The sequence below is a fragment of the Massilia sp. IC2-477 genome (assembly GCF_020707265.1).
Lineage (GTDB): Bacteria > Pseudomonadota > Gammaproteobacteria > Burkholderiales > Burkholderiaceae_D > Telluria.
In genome coordinates this window covers 560,416-576,718 of sequence record NZ_JAJFEQ010000003.1, presented here as the reverse complement: position 1 = coordinate 576,718, position 16,303 = coordinate 560,416, and the positions used below count along the sequence as shown (strand labels likewise).

Here is a 16,303-nt window from a genome sequence, read left to right as displayed (position 1 = left end):
GCACTGTTCATGACGGGGGCTTCCGGCAGCGTGGCCGCGCCGGCGCGGCTCACCAGGCCGGCGCCGACCAGGGCGGCGGCGCCGGTAAAGAAATCTCGACGGGAACTCATTGTTGACGCATTCCTTGTTCAGTGTCCCGCGCCGGCATCGCCAGCCGCCGGGGTGGAAACCATGGAGATCGACGCGCCGCCGCTGCCGCTGATGGCGGCCTGCAGCTCGCTTTCGGCGATCCAGAAATCGCGCTGGGCCTCGATCGCCGCATTCACGCCGGCGATCTGGGCGCGGGCGTCGGCCAGCAGCTCGAACACGCTCATCAGCATGCCGTTGTAGCGCAGCAGGGTCTCTTCCGAGATCTTCTTGCGCAGCGGGACCAGCTCGTCGCGGTACTGCCTGGCCACGTCGTAGCTGCTGCGGTAGGCGGAATAGGCTTCGCGCACCTGCGAGCGGGCGTTGACGGCGGTAGCGGCGGTGCGGTGGACCGCCCCCATGTACAGCATCTCTGCCTTCGCTACTTTCGCGCCGCCCCAGTCGAAGAGCGGCAGCGCGAGCTCGATCTCGTAGCCGTTTTCACGCGGCGCGCCCGACTTGCTGGCGTTGACGTAGCCGGCTTCCAGCACGTTGATCACGCCGGTGGCGCGGGTCAGGCCCAGGGCGCGCGCGGTGGATTCGGTGTCGAGCTTTGCCAGGCGCACGTCGAGGCGCTGCTGCATGGCGAGCGACTCGATATTGCCTGGCTGGCGCACGGTGGCCGGCAGCTCCGGCAGCCGCTCGGGCAGGCGGAAGGCGGTGTGCTCGCCCCAGACGCCCATCAGCCTGGCCAGTTGCTCGCGCGCCGCGGTGGTGTTGTGGCGGGCGCGCGCCAGCTGGGCTGCGGCTTCGACGGAAAAGGCCTGTTCGCGCGCCTGGTCGAGGCTGCTCAAGTGGCCGACTTTCGCCATGCGCTGCGCCAGCTCGGCGCTCGCTTCGGCCGCCTCGCGCACCTGCCCGGCGTACTGGGCGGATTGGGCGGCCGCGACGGCCCTGAACCAGGCCTTGCGGGTGTCCGCAGCCAGCCGGACCGCCTCATTCGCCGCGGCCAGTTTGGCGCTCTCGAAACGGCGCGACTCGATGTCGCGGCGGATCGGCATGGTCAACAGGCCCACCAGGTCGAACATGAGGCTGCGCTCGATCTCGGTCTCGCCGCCACCGGACATGCGGCTGAAGCTGAAGCCAGGATTGGCCATGCGGCCGGCCTGCACCAGGTCGGCCTCGGCCACGCCGAGTTCGGCCAGCGAGGCGCGCAGGCTGCGGTTGTTGAGCAGGGCGACGCGGACGGCGCTGTCGGGGGTGAGCGGCTCCTTGAGGAGCTGATTGAGCGCCGCCTCGGCGGCGGTGTTGTCACCGTTCGCCTTTTGCAGCCGGACATCCTGGCCGGTGCGCTGCGCGGTCAGGTCAGACACGGCGTCCATGCCGCCGTCGCGGGAAAAGCTTGCGCAGCCGCCCATCAGGAGCAGCATGGCGCCCGCCGCGACGGTGCGCAGCGCTGGCTTGGGAAAGGGTGTTGTCATCATGGGTTTGGACTCAATGATGTTTGCCGTGGTCCACAGGCGCAGGCTTGGCCGGCTGCGCGGGCGGATTGGCGGGCTTGCCCGGTGCGGCGCCATGTCCTGCATGCGCGTCATGGGCGCCGACGGCCGCGTTGGCGGCGCGCCAGGCCTTGTCGGGAGTGGCGTCGTCCGCCTGCGGCGTCTGCGAGGGGACGGTGGCGAGCGGCACATAGACGAGCGGCGGCACGGGCGCCTTGGGGTCGGCCGGATCAGCCGGCGCACGGGTTGGCTGGGCCTGGGCGCACATTGGCACGGCCAGCAGGGCGCCGATGGCGGCAGCCCGGAGCTTGGAAATCATGGTCAATCCTCGGATCGGTGACAGGGCGTGCAGCGGCACGCGTGTACGCGGGAGCCCGGCGCCGCAGGGGCGGCCGCATCAGCTCTCGCCGGATTCAGAGGGATTGCTGCCTGGGAGGGCGTTGGGGGCCGTCCTGGATGAAGCCGACGGCAAAGGCCGCGGGCGCAAGGGCGACCGCGTCGGAGCCATCGAAAGCCGGGACGGAAAGCTGGGTAGAAGGTGGGGCGCAGGCGCCAAGGCAGAACGCGGAGCAGGCGCTGCAGGTGGAATGCGGCTTCTTGTCGCCGTCCGCGTCCGCGGATGCGTCGTCCGAGGATGCATGCTCGCTATCGTGATGGGCGTGCGCATCCATCATGGCCTCATGCTGCGCCGGGGCGGGATGGTGCGCGAGCTGGCTCGACTCCTGCGACACGGGTGCGCACGACAGACGGCCTGCCGCCACCGCCTGGAGCGGAAGCACGGCCAGCAGTAGCCAGACCATCAATGTCTTGAGTGTGCGGAGCATAGGTGCGGCGAGTATAGCACGACAAATTTTGGCCTGGTCGTGGCCAGGAATGGCCAACACCAGCCGGGCTGGAAAGCGCTCGACCTTTCCGGCTACGCCAAGCCGCAGGCCGTTCGTCCGGCGAATAGTGCATTCCATCGGAAAGCCGAGCCTTGACTGGGCCGCTTTCGCTAAGCTGCCTGTCATGGGGCGTGCACCGCAAGCCCGACAACGAAGGATTGGCATGATGATGAACAGAATGATCGCTCCCTTGCTCGCGATGTCCCTGCTGGCGTTCGCGCCGCCGGTAAATGCGGCGCCCGCCGATAGCGCCGCCGGCAAGGCGCCCGCCACCGTGTCAGTGCCCGGGGCGGATCACCACCAGCATCTGTTCAGCCCGCGGATCGTGGCCCTGATCAATTCGCCGGCCATCAAGGAGGTGCCCGCCGCCGCCCTGGTCGCCAACCTGGATCAGCTCGGGATCCGGCGCGCCACCGTGCTGTCGACCGCCTACATGTTCGGCCGGCCTGACCGCAATCTTCCCGACGAGTACGAGCTCGTCCGGGCGGAAAACGACTGGACCGCGCAGCAGGCCGCGCAGTATCCGGACCGCCTGGTGGCCTTCTGCGGCATCAATCCGATGCGCGACTATGCCCTAAAAGAGCTGGCCCGTTGCGCAGCGCATCCGGGACTGCGCCGTGGCGTCAAGATGCACATCGGTAATAGCGACATCCAGTTCGACGACCCGGCCCACGTCGCCCGCCTGGGCGAATTCTTCAAGGCCGCCAATCGTGCCAGGATGGCCATCGTGGTGCACCTCCGCGCGAGCATCAGCAAGAAGCGGCCTTACGGCGCCGTCCAGGCGCGGGTCTTCCTCGACCAGCTGCTGCCGCTCGCACCCGATGTGCCGGTGCAGATCGCGCACCTCGCAGGGACCGGGCCGGGCTTCGAGGATCCGCCGGCGCAGGAGGCGCTCGCCGTGTTCGCCGAAGCTGTCGAGCGTGGGCATCCCGCCACCAAGAACCTGTGGTTCGATATCGCCAGCAACGCCGACGGCGAGAATTCGCCCGAAACGACGGCGCTGCTGGTCAAGCGGATGCGGCAGATCGGCATGGCGCGGCTGCTGTACGGCTCCGACACGCCCACGAAACAGGCGCAGGCCTGGGAGGCCTTCCGGCGCCTGCCCCTGACGCAAGCCGAGTTCGCGCAGATTGCGGCGAACCAGGCTCCGTATCTGCGCTGAGGTCTCGGCAAGCCGCAAAGGCCAGGGTGGCGTGGATGCAAGCGCCTGTTCTCGTCGTGCGAGTCGTGTCTCACCGCGCCTGAGCAAGTGCAATGGCGTCATCGCCTGCCGGATAGCGCAGGGTAGCGGCAGGATCGTTCGCTGCGTGCCAGACCGCCTCCGCTACCGCAGTCTCAGTCGTGACGGCGGTCGCCGCGCCGAATGCAGCAAAGACCGACTGCGCGTAAGCCATGTAGGGATCCGGTATCAATCCTTGCATGCGTTCTACTCCATTTGCAGCGAAGCGCGTGCTTGGGCCGTAGCCAGGCTCGACCAGCTTGATCCGTACACCGAAGTCCGCCAACTCGAGCGCCAGCGATTCAGTGAATCCTTCGATAGCGGTCTTGCTTGCAGTGTAAGCAGCGACGAGGGGGAACGGCGCCATGGTCGCGGTGGAGGTAAGGTTGATCACGAGTCCTGACCGACGCGCTCGAAACTGGGGCAAGACCGCCTGGGTCATCGCCATCGTGCCGAAGGTATTCGTTTCGAAGATCTCGCGGACGATGCCCATCGGGGTCGCCTCGAACGCGCCGAACAAACCGATCCCCGCGTTATTCACCAGAACGTCGATAGGCCCGGCGAGATCGAGGGCCTGCGCGATACTTGCGCTCTGCGTGACGTCCAGGGGTAGCACACGCAGCCGATCGCCGGCCAACATGATTTCTGCTTGGGGCGTGCGCATGGTGGCGACGACATTCCATCCTTTCGCGTGAAAGAGACGTGCTGTTTCCAGTCCGTAGCCGGAAGAACAGCCAGTGATCAGGATCGTTTTCATGCTTGCCTTTCGTTTGGTTGGTATGCTATGACTTTACAAGGCGATAAGTGGATTAGCTATAATCCACGGTCTTGATATCATTTGCGAGAGTCCTGCCATGGTCGATCCGCTGTCCGAAATCATCAGCCTGATGAAGCCCCGCGCGGTCTTCTCCAAGCTCATCGGCGGTGCAGGATCGTGGGCTGTGCGTTACGAGAAGTTCGGTGAGCCCAGCTTTTGCACGATGCTGGACGGCGAATGCACGCTTGCAGTCGACGGACAGCAGCCCGTCATGTTGAAAGCAGGCGACTTCGTACTGCTTCCCGCCACCCCAGGTTTCACCCTGTCGAGCGCAGATACGGCGGTACCGACCCTGATGGATCCGGTTGGCGCCACAGAAATCGAGGGCGAGATCCGTCACGGCAGACAGGATGGCCCTCCCGACATCCGTATGCTGGGCGGATACTTCGCTTTCGATTCGCCGGATGCGGACCTGCTTGTTTCTCTTTTACCAGTACTGCTGCATGTCCGAGGCGTCGAACGGCTCAAGCTATGGGTCCAGATGGTCAGGGAAGAGTCGCTCGACCAGAGATCGGGCCGAGAACTGGTTCTCGGCAGGCTCATTGACATCCTGCTGGTCGAAGCACTGCGCTCGACCTCCGCTCACGATGCAACGCCCGGACTGCTCCGCGGCCTTGCCGACGCCCGTTTGGGCGCGGCAATCAGGCACATGCATGAAAAGCCCGCCCATCCCTGGACGGTCACGGAACTGGCCGAGAAGGCAGCGCTGTCGAGATCGGCTTTTTTCGGACGTTTCTCGCGTGGCGTGGGCGTGCCGCCGATGGAATACCTGCTTGCCTGGCGCATGGCGCTGGCAAAGGATCTGCTTCGCCAGAAAAAGTTCGGCTTGGGTGAAATTGCTGACAGGATCGGTTACGGTTCAGCGAGCAGTTTTAGCACTGCATTCAGTCGCCACGTAGGGATCCCGCCGAGCGCCTATATCGGAGTGCGCTAGTCCTGGCGCTTGGCCGGAAGCCGGCCGCCTGCGTCAGGCCGCCGGCCGCAGCACCCGGCCGGTCAGGCCGACAGCGTACCAGCAGTCGAACATGCGCTTGAATGCGTCGAACACCTGGTTCACCAGGAAGCTGGCGGTGGTGTGCTCGTCTTCGGTGGCCCTGTAGACGGGAGCCGGGAGCGCGAGCTGGGTCGAAGCGTGACTGGCCTCGGCCTGCTGGTGCAGCCGGCCGAAGTAGTGCAGGTGTTCGGCCATGCCGAGTTCCTCGACCAGCCGGTACATGGGCTCGTTGAAGCAGGCGAACGTGGATTCGAGGGCGCGCAGGATCACCATGCGGTAGAACGGGGTCTGCCAGGTCTTGGCCAGGTGGATCGCGTGGTAGACGGTTTCGCGGGTGGCGTGGTTGACGGGCGACCAGACGTCGCTGAGGGCCTGGGCGGCCGGCAGGCGCAACAGGCGGCGCCCGTGCTCGATCACCGTCAGGTCGTCCAGATACCACTGCCAGTGGAAGGCGTCTTCGTCGCAGTGGCGGTGCACGCTCAGCTGCAGGGCCGACTTGTCGCTGTTGTCGCGCAGCGCCGACAGGATGTCCTGGAAGCCCATGGTGAAGAAGATCATTGCCGGGATAAAGGAGAGCCGCTGGTGGGGCTCGACCCTGGCGTCAGCCATGTAGGTGCACAGCACGGACTGGCTGAGGCGCGCCTTGCGCTCCTCCAGCAGATCGTCGAGGAAATCCATGGGCGGGTCGGTTCCTTGTCTACTTCGCCAATGCGGGAAATGCAGAATTTCGGGGCCGTTTTCGCTGCGCCGCGCAGGTGCAGCGTGACGACCTGTGGGCAGTATAGGCAAACGGCGGGCGCGCGTAAGCCCCCACCGCGGGGGGAACATGTTAGGCGGGTAGGGTGTAGGTCTTCGCCAGCTGCGCCGCGATGCGCGCCATCTCCGCGCGCAGGGAGCCCGGCCCGATCACTTCGAGCTCGGCGCCGAAACGCAGCAGGTCGAACGGGGCGTGGCACAGCGGGCCGACGGGGAGGGTGACGCTGCGCCAGCCGTCCGGCCCGGGTTCGGCGATCGTGGCGTGCGCCACGGCATAGGGCGGCAGGAAGGCTTCCATCATCTTGAAACCCCAGGGCGAGAGCCGCAGCATAGCCTGTTCCGGGTGCTGCTCCTGCTCGAAGCGGCGCGCGCTCTCCAGCCACCAGGCCTGCAGGTCGAAGCCGGCGGCGTGTTCGACCTGGCCGTCGAGCAGCTCGAGCTCGCGGATGCGCGACACGCGGTAGGTGCGCACGCTGCCGCCCGTCCGGGCGACCAGGTACCAGGCCGCGCCCTTGAGCACGATGCCGAGCGGCTCCAGCACCCGTTCCTTCTCGGCGCTCCAGCTGCGGTAGACGACGCGGACCGGCCGTTCGTCCCAGACGGCGCGCGCCAGTCGGGGCAGGCAGTCCGGCCGCTCGCTCGCTTCGAACCAGCCCGGCGCATCCAGGTAGAAACGCAGGCGTCCGGCGCCGGTGCGGACCTCGGCGGGCAGCGCCGCCAGCAGCTTGTCGCGCGCGCTGGCGCAGACCCCATCCAGCCCGAGCTCGGCCGCCTGGCCGGACAGGCCGCCCAGGAACAGGGATTCGGCCTCCTGGGCCGACATGCCGTTCAGGCGGGTGCGGTAGCCGTCCAGCAGGCGGTAGCCGCCCTGGTTGCCGCGTTCGCTGTAGATCGGAATGCCGGCGCCGCTCAGTGCCTCGACGTCGCGGTAGATGGTGCGCAGCGACACCCCGCAGTCCTCGGCCAGGGCGCGCGCGGAAGCCTGGCCGCGGGCTTGCAACGTGGTGAGGATGGAAAGGAGTCGGCTGGCGCGCATGTGGCGAGTTTAATCCATACCTGACAAAAGATGTCAGCTTGACCTCTTTACCATGCTGTTCGTCGACCGCGGATCGGCCAACCCACACCACCAATCAAACGAGGACACAGCATGAGCACACCGCGCAGCATCACCTTCTACCACTCGCCGCACACCCGGGCCTCGGCCACGCTCGCCCTGCTGGAAGAGCTGGGCACCCCCTATGAACTGCGGGTCTTGAACATGAAGGCGGGCGAACAGCGCCTGCCGGCCTACCTGGCCGTCAACCCGCTGGGCAAGGTGCCGGCCATCGTGGACGGCGAGACCGTCGTGACCGAGCAGGTCGCCATCTTCATCCACCTGGCCGACCGCTTCCCGCAGGCGGGCCTGGCGCCGACGCTGGAGAACCCGCTGCGTGGCGCCTACCTGCGCTGGCTGGTCTATTACGCGGCCTGCTTCGAGCCGGCGCTGGCGGACCGCTCGCTGGGACGCGATCCGGGCCCGTATATGAGCTCGCCCTACGGCGACTTCGACACCATGCTGGGCGTCCTCGACGCCCAGCTGCAGCGCGGGCCCTGGCTGCTCGGCGACACGATCTCCGCTGCCGACATCCTGTGGGGCACGGCGCTCGACTGGAGCATGGCCTACGCCGGCGTGCCGCGCCTGCCGGTGCTGGTCGACTACGTCGCCCGCATCGGCGCGCGGCCGGCTGTGAAGCGGGTGGGGGAGCGCGACAATGCGCTCATGGCCGAGCATATGGCGCAGGCGGAACCCGCTTAAAGCACGGTGACGACGACCGTCCGACGGTGCGGCTGGCTACGGTGCTCATACAGGTAGATGCCTTGCCAGGTGCCGAGCAGCAGGCGGCCGCCGCCGACCGGCACCGAGAGGCCGGAACCGGTGAGCATGTTGCGCACGTGGGCGGCCATGTCGTCCGGCCCCTCGGCGTCGTGGCGGTAAGCCGGGTCGCCGTCCGGGGCCAGGCGCGCCAGCACGGTCTCGAGGTCGCGCCGCACATCGGGGTCGGCGTTTTCGGTGATCAGAAGCGAGCAGCTGGTGTGCTGCACGAAGACGTGGGCCAGGCCGCAATCGACGCCGGCGGCGCGCACCACCGCGGCCACGGCGTCCGTGATGTCGCGGGTGCCGCGGCCCTTGGTTGGAATCTCGAGGATGCTCTGGTGCGCCATGCGCTGCATCGTATCACGCGGCGGCGCGCCCTTCGGGATTGGCCAGTTCGGCCAGCACTTCGTCGAGCGGAGCCGGACGCGAGAACAGGTAGCCCTGCATGCAGGGGCTGCCATGGCGGGCCAGGTAGTCGGCCTGCTGCGCGGTCTCGATGCCCTCGGCCACCACGCGCAGGCCGAGGTGGTCGGCCATTGCCAGGATCGACTGCACGATCGCAGTGCCGTTGACGTCGTTCGGGGTGTCGCGGATGAAGCTCTTGTCGATTTTCAGTTCGTACAGGGGCATCTTCTTCAGGTAGGCCAGGTTCGAGTAGCCGGTGCCGAAGTCGTCCACCGAGAAACGGATGCCCAGGCTCGCGAGCTCATGCATGCGGGCGATAGTCTGGTCCAGTTCCGACACCAGGAGGCCCTCGGTTACCTCGAAGATCAACTCGCTGGCCGGCGCGCCGGTGTCCAGAAGGACGGCGCGCACCTGATCGACGAAGTCCGGCTGGCGGAACTGCGCCGGGCTGACGTTGATCGACAACGGCAGCGGGTGGCCGCTTGCGGCCAGGCTCAGCCAGGCCTCGCATGCCTGGCGCAGCACCCAGTTCCCCAGCGGGACGATCAGGCCGGTCGATTCGGCGATCGGGATGAACACGTCGGGCGGCACCAGCATGCCGTCCGCACGGCGCCAGCGCATCAGCAGCTCGGCGCCCACCGGCCGCTGCTCGTGGTCGACCTGCAGCTGCAGGTGCATGGCCAGCTCGCCGTTCTCGAGCGCCATCCCGAGGTCGCGTTCCAGCGTCAGCTTGTGCTCGGCGTCGGCCAGCATGGTGGTCTCGAACAGCGCTACGCCGTTGCGTCCGGCTCCCTTGGCCTCGTACATGGCGGTGTCGGCTTCGCGCAGCAGGTCGTGGCTGCTGTGGCTCGGCCGCAGCGGCAGGGCCACGCCGATGCTGCCCGAGGAGCGGTAGACGTGTTCGCCGATCGTGACTTCCTCGCTGACCGCGGCCAGCACCTTGTGCGCGACCTTCATCGCGCTGGCGGTGGCAGTCTCGGTGTCGAATCCGAGGTCCTGCAGCAGGATGACGAATTCGTCGCCGCCCAGGCGCGCCACGGTGTCGCGCGAGCGCACCACCGACACCAGGCGTTCGGCCACGTGGCGCAGCAGGGCGTCGCCCGTGGCATGGCCGCGCGCGTCGTTGACGTATTTGAAGTTGTCGAGGTCGATGAACAGCAGGGCGCCCAGGCTGCCGCCGACGTTGCGGCTGGCGACCATGGCGTCGAGGCGCTCGGTGAGCAGGCGGCGGTTGGGCAGGCCGGTCAGCACGTCGTAGAAGGCCAGGTGGTGGATCGCCTTGGCCGAGTTGCGGCGCTCGGTGATGTCGCGTCCCACCACCACCCAGTGCGTATTGCGCCCGCCCTCGCTGGCGAAAGGCACCATCTCCATCTCGACCCAGAACGGGTCGCCGGCCTTGGTGTAGTTCACAAGCTCGGCCGACACCGGCTCGTTGCGGGCCACCGCGCGCAGGATGCGCGCCACTTCGTCGGGGTCGGTGTCGGGGCCGTGCAGCAGGCGCATGCTGTTGCCGATGATTTCCTCGCGCGCGTAGCCGGTGCGGCGCTCGAAGGCGTCGTTGGCGAAGATGATCGGCTGCTGGGCGCCGGGAGCGTCGACCGCGCGCGCGATCAGGACCATGTCGTTCAGGCGCGATACCGCGGCCGAGGTCAGGCGCAGCTCGGCGTTGAGCTCGTGCAGCTTGTCCTGCTTGGCTTCCAGCGACTCGGCAAAGCCCTGGACTTCGCCGAGCGTGCGGGTGAGGCCCTTGAGCAGGGTGCCGCAGGTGATGGTGATGACGGCGCCCACGCACAGGTAGTTGATGGTGACGGCGATCGAGGCGATGACCTCGCGGTTGTCGAGGCCGATCACGACCAGCCTGGCGTAGCCGCTCAGGCCCAGGCCGAGAATGGTCAGCGCGGTCAGGAACAGGATCGCCAGCGCCTGGCGGGTGCCGAGCAGGATCACCGCCATCACGGGCGGGCCGATCAGGTAGATCTGGCTTACCGAGCCGACCGTGAGCATCAGGCCGACGCCGACGACGAAGATCACACCGAGGAAGTTCAGCACCCTTGCGGTGTAGGAAATTTGTTCGAAGCGCCAGATCGCAAAGATCCAGGCCAGCGCCACCACGTCGAGGACGGCGACCGCCCAGAGGCCGTCGGCCATCGCGAACAACGCGCTGGGAATGGCCGTGAGCGTGCCGAGGACGAGCGAGGTCGTCGTCAGGGTCGAGAAGATCCGGCGTCGCCAGTCGGCGATATCATAGAACTGTTTCATGCAGCTGCCCGGGTACGCAGCCAGTGTTGCATGTGCGCACTATTTATTGTCTGAATGAAACATGATACCGGAACTTGGCCGCGCTGTCACCGAGCGCGCTAGAGGTGTTGCTCAAACGCTGTGCATGAGCCCCAGCTGGCGGTTGGCCGGCACCGCCACATCCATCAGTTTCGGGCGCGGCAGGTTCAGCGCGCCCATCAGGGCCACGAAGTCTGCACGCGAACGGTTCGCCAGGCGCGCGTTGTGGCGCTTTTCCCAGCCGATGGTCGACACCGACTGGCCCTTGTAGTCGTGGCCGGGCCAGACGCGGGTGGCGTCATCCAGCGTGAACAGCTTGCGGGCGACGCTGTCGTAGAGGGCATCCGCGCTGCCGCCCTGGAAGTCGGTGCGTCCGCAGCCGTCGACCAGCAGGGTGTCGCCAGTGAACAGGTTGCCGCGCCACAGGTAGCACATGCTGCCGGCGGTGTGGCCGGGCGTATGGATGACGGCGATGTGCTCGCGCAGGCCGAAGCCGATCACGTCGCCGTCCTGCAGCTGCACTTCCGCCGGCGGAATGCCGCAGCCGCTCGGCACGCAGGCCTTGGCCCCGGTCAGCGCGCGCAGCTTGCCGGCCGAGGTGACATGGTCGGCGTGGGCGTGGGTTTCCAGCACGTGGGTGAGCGTCAATCCGAGGCGCTCGACGTGGGCCAGGTCGCGCTGCCAGTGGCGGTCGACCGGGTCGATGATCACCGCGTCGCGGCTATCCGGGGCCGACAGGATATAGGTGTAGGTCGAAGATTCGGCGTCGAACAGCTGGATCGGGTTGACTTGCATGGGGCCTCCTGGGTGCGGTGCGTGTTGTACCACAGGATCGCCTGCGGGGGAAGCAGGCGGAGGGAAGACCGGCTTTAGCGGGCGATGGCTTGCAGCTTGTCGGCCAGCGTGGCCTCCGACAGCTCGCCCACGTGGCGGGAGCGCAGCACGCCTCGCGCATCGTAGAACAGGGTGGTGGGATAGCCCACCGACCCGGTGCGCGCAGCCAGCTGGCCGGCCGGATCGACCAGCACGTTCTGCAGCCGCAGTCCCTGCGCTGCCAGGAAGCCCTGGACCTTGGCCGCCGATTCGCCCTGGTTCACGAACACGACATCAACGTCGCTTCGGCTGGCCTGCATCGCCCCCAGCGCCGGCATCTCGCGTCGGCACGGCGGGCACCAGGTAGCCCACAGGTTCACCACCAGCGGCTTGCCCTGGTAGGACCGCAGCGCCAGCTCGCTGCCGTCCAGCCGGCGCACGCTCAGTTCGGGTAGGGGCGCCTGTGGCGGCGCGAAGGCTTGCAGCAGCAGGGTGCCGCCCAGCCAGAGCGCGACGCCGGCCAGGCTGGATGCCAGCAGCGGGCGGCGCAGGGGCGGGTGGCGGCGCGTGAGTTCGGCGCCCACCACGCAGGCCACCAGCAAGCCGGCCATGGCGTCCAGGCCGCCGTCGCGGATATCGAGCGCGCTCCAGGGACGGGCGGCGAACAGCTCATGGTGGCGCAGCACGAAGACCGCACGCGCGGCAAGGAAGCCGGCCAGCAGCATCTTCCACAGCAGCGGGCCGGCGTCCAGGCCGCGGCGGCGCTTGAACCAGTCGGCAAGCAGGGTGGCCAGCAGGATCGCGCCCAGCGCCACTAGGGTGGCGGTGGGCAGCACGACAGGGCCCAGCTTCAGGACGTCCATCGGATGGACGGGATCAGTCGCGGTCCGGCTCGGACTCCACCGGCACGTAGCGCGTCACCAGCACGCGGTCGATGCGGTTGCCGTCCATGTCCATGACTTCGAAGCGGAAGCCTTCCCAGTCAACCAGCTCGGCAGGTTTCGGGATGTAGCCCAGCTGGTAGAGCATGAAGCCGGCCAGCGTGTGGTAGGCGCCTTCGTCCTCGCCGGGGAAGGTGAGCTTGGTGTCGAGCAGGTCGCGGAAGCGGTCGAGCGAGACGCCGCCGTCCAGCAGCCAGCTGCCGTCCGGGCGCTGGATGGCGTCGACGTCATGCTCTTCGCCGGCCACCGTGACGTCGCCTACCAGGGCGCTCATCACGTCGCTCAGCGTGACCATGCCCTGGATGTCGCCGTACTCGTCGACGATCAGGGCCAGCTCGGCGCGGTTCTTCTTGAACATCTCGAGCAGGGCCATGGCACTTACGGTTTCCGGCACGTACAGCAGTTCCTGCACCGCCCCGTCGATATCGATGTTGTGGGCGGCGCCGCTGCGCACGGCCTGGGCGAACAGGTCGCGCGCCATCACGTAGCCGAGGATGTGCGAGCGGTCGCCGCGGCAGACCGGGAAGCGGCTGTAGGGATTGGCGGCGATGGTTTCCAGGTTGTGCTGGCGGTCTTCTTCCAGGTCGAGGATCACCAGGTCGACGCGCGGCGTCATCAGGGACTTCAGGTGCTGGTCGTCCAGGCGCAGGGCGCGCTGCACGATGTCGTATTCGGTCTTTTCGAAGACGCCGGTATCGGCGCCTTCCTTGATCATGCCGGCGATGTCTTCCTCGGTCGGCGCTTCTTCCTTGGCTTCGCGGATGCCGATCAGGCGCACGATGGCGTTGGTGGACACCGACAGGAACTTGACGAACGGCGCCATCAGCTTCGAGAGCAGGCGCAGCGGCTGGGAGATCAGCGTCGCCATCGTCTCCGGGAAGGCCATGGCGATGCGCTTGGGGACCAGCTCTCCGAAGATGATCGAAGCAATCGTGATGAAGACGACGACCAGGCCGAGCGCAGTTTCGCGCGCGTACGGACCGATCACCGCAACATCCTGCAGGTGAGGCGTCAGGTGGCTGACCAGGGAGGCTTCGCCGAACGCACCGTTGAAAATGCTGATCAGGGTGATCCCGACCTGCACGGTCGAGAGGAAGTTGCTGGGGTCGTCCGCCAGCTTGAGGGCGGCGGTGGCGCCGCGGCTGCCTTCTTCGGCGCGCCGTTCCAGGCGCATGCGCTTGGCCGAGACCAGTGCCAACTCGCTCATGGCGAACACTCCGTTCATCAGGATGAGGAAGGAGATGATCAATATGTCGGTCAGCACTGGCGCGGGGCCTTTCGTCGGACGATCCGGGCCGCGACCGGACGCGCCAAAGGCGGCGCGCCCCTCCATCATCGCATGCCGCGCCCCTAGCGCGCCACACGAATTGTCAGCCTGGCATCCTTGACGAGTTTACGGCGTCGTCCGGAAGTGCTTCCCGATGCCGGCCCAGCACTGCTGGTAATCGGCCTGCAGCTGGGGCGAAGACAGTGCGTACGGGGTCGGCACGATCACATGGCGGGTCTCGAACATGAAGGCCATGGTGTCCAGCACCTTGTGGGGTTTGCCGGTGTCGGCGCTGCTGGCCTTGTCGAAGGTGGCGGCGTCCGGACCGTGCCCGCTCATGCAGTTGTGCAGGCTGGCGCCGCCGGGCACGAAGCCCTCGGCCTTGGCGTCGTAGGCGCCGTGGATCAGGCCCATGAACTCGCTGGCGACGTTGCGGTGGAACCAGGGCGGGCGGAAGGTGTCCTCGCCGACCAGCCAGCGCGGCGGGAAGATCACGAAGTCGAGCGTGTCCACGCCCGGGGTATCGCTGGGCGCCTGCAGCACCAGGAAGATCGACGGGTCCGGGTGGTCGTAGCTGATCGAGCCGATGGTATTGAAGTGACGCAGGTCGTATTTATACGGCGCGTAGTTGCCGTGCCAGGCCACCACGTCGAGCGGGGAATGGCCGATCGAGGCCCGCCACAGGCCGCCGCAGAACTTGGCCACCAGCTCGAAGTCGCCTTCCACATCCTCGTAGCGCGCCACGGGGGTGAGAAAGTCGCGCGGGTTGGCCAGGCCGTTCGAGCCGATCGGGCCCATGTCGGGCAGCTGCAGCAGGGCGCCGAAGTTCTCGCAGATATAGCCGCGCGCCTGACCGTCCGGCAGGGCGACGGAAAAGCGCACGCCGCGCGGGATCACCGCGATCTCCTGCGGTTCCACCTCCACCAGGCCCAGTTCGGTGTGGATGGCCAGGCGGCCCTGCTGCGGCACCACCAGCAGCTCGCCGTCGGCGCTGTAGAAGTAGCGGCCCGACATGTCGCGGTTGGCCGCGTACAGGTGGATCGCGCAACCGGTCATCGACTCGGGCGAGCCGTTGCCCGCCATGGTCACCCAGCCGTCGATGAAGTCGGTCGGCGCGTCCGGCATGGGCAGGGGGCTCCAGCGCAGCTGGTTGGGGGGCGCCGGGGTGTCGAAGCGGCTGACGATGCGCCCTGCATCGAGCGGCGTAAACGTCCCGTGCACGGCGGCCGGTCGGATCCGGTACAGCCAGGAGCGGCGGTTGTGGCTGCGCGGCGCCGTGAAGGCGGTGCCGGAAATCTGCTCGGCGTACAGGCCATAGGCCACGCGCTGCGGCGAGTTGCGGTGCAGCGGCAGGGCGCCCGGCAGGACTTCGGTGGCGAACTCGTTGCCGAATCCGCTCATATAGCCGGATCTGGTGTCAACGTTGGGACTCATGCGTCTTCTCCTGGTGTGTATACACGGATGGGGATCGCCGCCACTGTAGAAGAATTCAGCATGTTTTACGAGATGAATAGAAAAATGTAGACTATTCATCATCTAAATACTGCTGTTCCTGTGCCCGAGCCGGGCCGACAATGCAGCCCACGCCATGATCGAACCGCACACCATCGACCTGAACCTGCTGTCGGTGTTCCAGGAAGTCTACCGGGAGCGCCAGATTTCCTCGGCCGCGCGCAAGCTTGGGCTGAGCCAGTCGGCGGTGAGCAATGCGCTGGCGCGGCTGCGCCGTGCGTTCGGCGACGAGCTGTTCGTGCGCACTGCCAGCGGCATGCAGCCGACGCCGTTGGCCAGCCAGATGGCCGAGCCGATCGGGGTGGCGATGGCCCAGGTGGCGCTGGCGCTGAACCAGCGCAGCCGTTTCGATCCGGCCACCAGTCATCGCCGCTTCGTGCTGGCGATGACGGACGTGGGCGAGATCTACTTCATGCCGGCGCTGATCGAGCGCTGCAGGGTGGTCGCGCCGCAGGTCGAGATCAGTTCGGTGCGCGCCGGCGCGCTCGAACTGAAGGAAGAGATGGAAGGCGGGCGGGTGGACCTTGCGGTGGGGCCTTTCGAGGATATCTCGGAAGCGCTGTACCAACGGCAGCTGTTCCGCCAGCCCTACGTGACGATGTTTCGCAAGGGCCATCCGCTGGGCAGGGGCGAGGTGACGCTGGCGCGCTTCGTGCAGGCCGAGCACATGCTGGTCGACTCGCACGAGAGTCCGTACGAGCGCATCAACGTGCTGCTGGCGCGCGCGGGGATCGGGCCGCAGGTGCGTTTCCGGGTGCCGCATTTCACCGCGGTGCCTTATATGGTGAGTAGCAGCGACCTGGTGGTCACGGTACCGCAGAAACTGGCCGAACGGGCCGCGCTGCCCTTCGGCCTGGAATGGATCGCGCCACCGCTGGACCTGCCGCCGCTGCAGACGAATGTGTTCTGGCACCGGCGCTACAACCAGGACCCGGGCAACCAATGGCTGCGCGGCCTGCTGGCGGAAGTATTCGCGGAGTAGTGCAAGATTTAGAGCG

General features: G+C 67.2%; 16 protein-coding genes. 4 read left to right on the top strand and 12 right to left on the bottom strand.

What is annotated here, in order from left to right:
- Positions 1-128 precede the first annotated feature (128 nt).
- The 3 genes from LK542_RS08780 to LK542_RS08770 form a co-directional block, all read right to left on the bottom strand.
- Positions 129-1,550, bottom strand: a complete 1,422-nt coding sequence (locus LK542_RS08780; protein WP_374040126.1) for a TolC family protein — start codon at positions 1,548-1,550, stop codon at positions 129-131.
- Between the two features lie 10 nt (positions 1,551-1,560).
- Positions 1,561-1,884, bottom strand: coding sequence for a hypothetical protein (locus tag LK542_RS08775; protein WP_227811602.1), 324 nt, complete (start codon positions 1,882-1,884; stop codon positions 1,561-1,563).
- A 94-nt stretch (positions 1,885-1,978) separates the two neighbouring features.
- Positions 1,979-2,575, bottom strand: coding sequence for a hypothetical protein (locus LK542_RS08770; RefSeq protein ID WP_227811601.1), 597 nt, complete (start codon positions 2,573-2,575; stop codon positions 1,979-1,981).
- A 37-nt stretch (positions 2,576-2,612) separates the two neighbouring features.
- On the opposite strand from LK542_RS08770, the gene LK542_RS08765 reads away from it, so the two are divergent.
- A complete protein-coding gene (locus LK542_RS08765; protein ID WP_227811600.1) occupies positions 2,613-3,611 on the top strand; it encodes an amidohydrolase family protein in 999 nt (332 codons plus the stop codon).
- 70 nt (positions 3,612-3,681) lie between these two features.
- Here the strand turns inward: LK542_RS08765 and LK542_RS08760 are convergent, their stop codons facing one another.
- Positions 3,682-4,425 carry an SDR family oxidoreductase gene (locus LK542_RS08760; RefSeq protein WP_227811599.1) on the bottom strand — a complete coding sequence of 248 codons (744 nt, stop codon included), beginning with the start codon at positions 4,423-4,425 and terminating at the stop codon, positions 3,682-3,684.
- Positions 4,426-4,522: 97 nt separating this feature from the next.
- On the opposite strand from LK542_RS08760, the gene LK542_RS08755 reads away from it, so the two are divergent.
- Positions 4,523-5,419 carry an AraC family transcriptional regulator gene (locus LK542_RS08755; RefSeq protein ID WP_227811598.1) on the top strand — a complete coding sequence of 299 codons (897 nt, stop codon included), beginning with the start codon at positions 4,523-4,525 and terminating at the stop codon, positions 5,417-5,419.
- A 33-nt stretch (positions 5,420-5,452) separates the two neighbouring features.
- Here LK542_RS08755 and LK542_RS08750 read toward each other — a convergent pair whose 3' ends face one another.
- The gene (locus LK542_RS08750) at positions 5,453-6,157 is read right to left on the bottom strand and encodes a hypothetical protein (protein WP_227811597.1); all 705 of its coding nucleotides are present in this window, start codon (positions 6,155-6,157) and stop codon (positions 5,453-5,455) included.
- Between the two features lie 151 nt (positions 6,158-6,308).
- Positions 6,309-7,271, bottom strand: a complete 963-nt coding sequence (locus LK542_RS08745) for a YafY family protein (RefSeq protein WP_227811596.1) — start codon at positions 7,269-7,271, stop codon at positions 6,309-6,311.
- A 111-nt stretch (positions 7,272-7,382) separates the two neighbouring features.
- Between LK542_RS08745 and LK542_RS08740 the strand changes: the two genes are divergently transcribed.
- A complete protein-coding gene (locus tag LK542_RS08740; RefSeq protein ID WP_227811595.1) occupies positions 7,383-8,030 on the top strand; it encodes a glutathione S-transferase family protein in 648 nt (215 codons plus the stop codon).
- Here LK542_RS08740 and LK542_RS08735 read toward each other — a convergent pair.
- The 6 genes from LK542_RS08735 to hmgA all read right to left on the bottom strand — a co-directional run bounded on the left by LK542_RS08735 (position 8,027) and on the right by hmgA (position 15,227).
- Complete coding sequence (locus tag LK542_RS08735) at positions 8,027-8,437, bottom strand: secondary thiamine-phosphate synthase enzyme YjbQ (protein ID WP_227811594.1); 411 nt, start codon at positions 8,435-8,437, stop codon at positions 8,027-8,029. The genes LK542_RS08740 and LK542_RS08735 overlap by 4 nt on opposite strands.
- Positions 8,438-8,450: 13 nt before the next feature.
- Positions 8,451-10,754, bottom strand: coding sequence for a bifunctional diguanylate cyclase/phosphodiesterase (locus LK542_RS08730; RefSeq protein WP_227803519.1), 2,304 nt, complete (start codon positions 10,752-10,754; stop codon positions 8,451-8,453).
- A gap of 111 nt (positions 10,755-10,865) precedes the next feature.
- On the bottom strand, positions 10,866-11,567 hold the full coding sequence (locus tag LK542_RS08725; protein WP_227811593.1) for an MBL fold metallo-hydrolase: 702 nt from the start codon (positions 11,565-11,567) through the stop codon (positions 10,866-10,868).
- 74 nt (positions 11,568-11,641) lie between these two features.
- Positions 11,642-12,448 (bottom strand): TlpA disulfide reductase family protein, encoded by an 807-nt coding sequence (locus LK542_RS08720; RefSeq protein ID WP_227811592.1) that lies wholly within the window; start codon positions 12,446-12,448, stop codon positions 11,642-11,644.
- Positions 12,449-12,461: 13 nt separating this feature from the next.
- Positions 12,462-13,790 carry a hemolysin family protein gene (locus tag LK542_RS08715; RefSeq protein ID WP_374040129.1) on the bottom strand — a complete coding sequence of 443 codons (1,329 nt, stop codon included), beginning with the start codon at positions 13,788-13,790 and terminating at the stop codon, positions 12,462-12,464.
- A gap of 129 nt (positions 13,791-13,919) precedes the next feature.
- On the bottom strand, positions 13,920-15,227 hold the full coding sequence (gene hmgA, locus LK542_RS08710) for a homogentisate 1,2-dioxygenase (protein ID WP_227811591.1): 1,308 nt from the start codon (positions 15,225-15,227) through the stop codon (positions 13,920-13,922).
- Between the two features lie 154 nt (positions 15,228-15,381).
- Between hmgA and LK542_RS08705 the strand changes: the two genes are divergently transcribed.
- Positions 15,382-16,287 (top strand): LysR family transcriptional regulator, encoded by a 906-nt coding sequence (locus tag LK542_RS08705; RefSeq protein ID WP_227811590.1) that lies wholly within the window; start codon positions 15,382-15,384, stop codon positions 16,285-16,287.
- The last annotated feature ends 16 nt before the right edge of the window (positions 16,288-16,303 follow it).

Bases quoted from the DNA above. Each gene is read 5' to 3' on its own strand.
- LK542_RS08725 (WP_227811593.1), bottom strand. From the start codon at position 11,567: ATGCAAGTCAACCCGATCCAGCTGTTCGACGCCGAATCTTCGACCTAC.
- LK542_RS08740 (WP_227811595.1), top strand. From the start codon at position 7,383: ATGAGCACACCGCGCAGCATCACCTTCTACCACTCGCCGCACACCCGG.
- LK542_RS08705 (WP_227811590.1), top strand. From the start codon at position 15,382: ATGATCGAACCGCACACCATCGACCTGAACCTGCTGTCGGTGTTCCAG.
- LK542_RS08735 (WP_227811594.1), bottom strand. From the start codon at position 8,437: ATGGCGCACCAGAGCATCCTCGAGATTCCAACCAAGGGCCGCGGCACC.
- LK542_RS08775 (WP_227811602.1), bottom strand. From the start codon at position 1,884: ATGATTTCCAAGCTCCGGGCTGCCGCCATCGGCGCCCTGCTGGCCGTG.
- LK542_RS08780 (WP_374040126.1), bottom strand. From the start codon at position 1,550: ATGATGACAACACCCTTTCCCAAGCCAGCGCTGCGCACCGTCGCGGCG.
- LK542_RS08770 (WP_227811601.1), bottom strand. From the start codon at position 2,575: ATGACAGGCAGCTTAGCGAAAGCGGCCCAGTCAAGGCTCGGCTTTCCG.
- LK542_RS08755 (WP_227811598.1), top strand. From the start codon at position 4,523: ATGGTCGATCCGCTGTCCGAAATCATCAGCCTGATGAAGCCCCGCGCG.
- LK542_RS08750 (WP_227811597.1), bottom strand. From the start codon at position 6,157: ATGGATTTCCTCGACGATCTGCTGGAGGAGCGCAAGGCGCGCCTCAGC.
- LK542_RS08745 (WP_227811596.1), bottom strand. From the start codon at position 7,271: ATGCGCGCCAGCCGACTCCTTTCCATCCTCACCACGTTGCAAGCCCGC.
- hmgA (WP_227811591.1), bottom strand. From the start codon at position 15,227: ATGAGTCCCAACGTTGACACCAGATCCGGCTATATGAGCGGATTCGGC.
- LK542_RS08765 (WP_227811600.1), top strand. From the start codon at position 2,613: ATGATGATGAACAGAATGATCGCTCCCTTGCTCGCGATGTCCCTGCTG.
- LK542_RS08760 (WP_227811599.1), bottom strand. From the start codon at position 4,425: ATGAAAACGATCCTGATCACTGGCTGTTCTTCCGGCTACGGACTGGAA.
- LK542_RS08730 (WP_227803519.1), bottom strand. From the start codon at position 10,754: ATGAAACAGTTCTATGATATCGCCGACTGGCGACGCCGGATCTTCTCG.
- LK542_RS08720 (WP_227811592.1), bottom strand. From the start codon at position 12,448: ATGGACGTCCTGAAGCTGGGCCCTGTCGTGCTGCCCACCGCCACCCTA.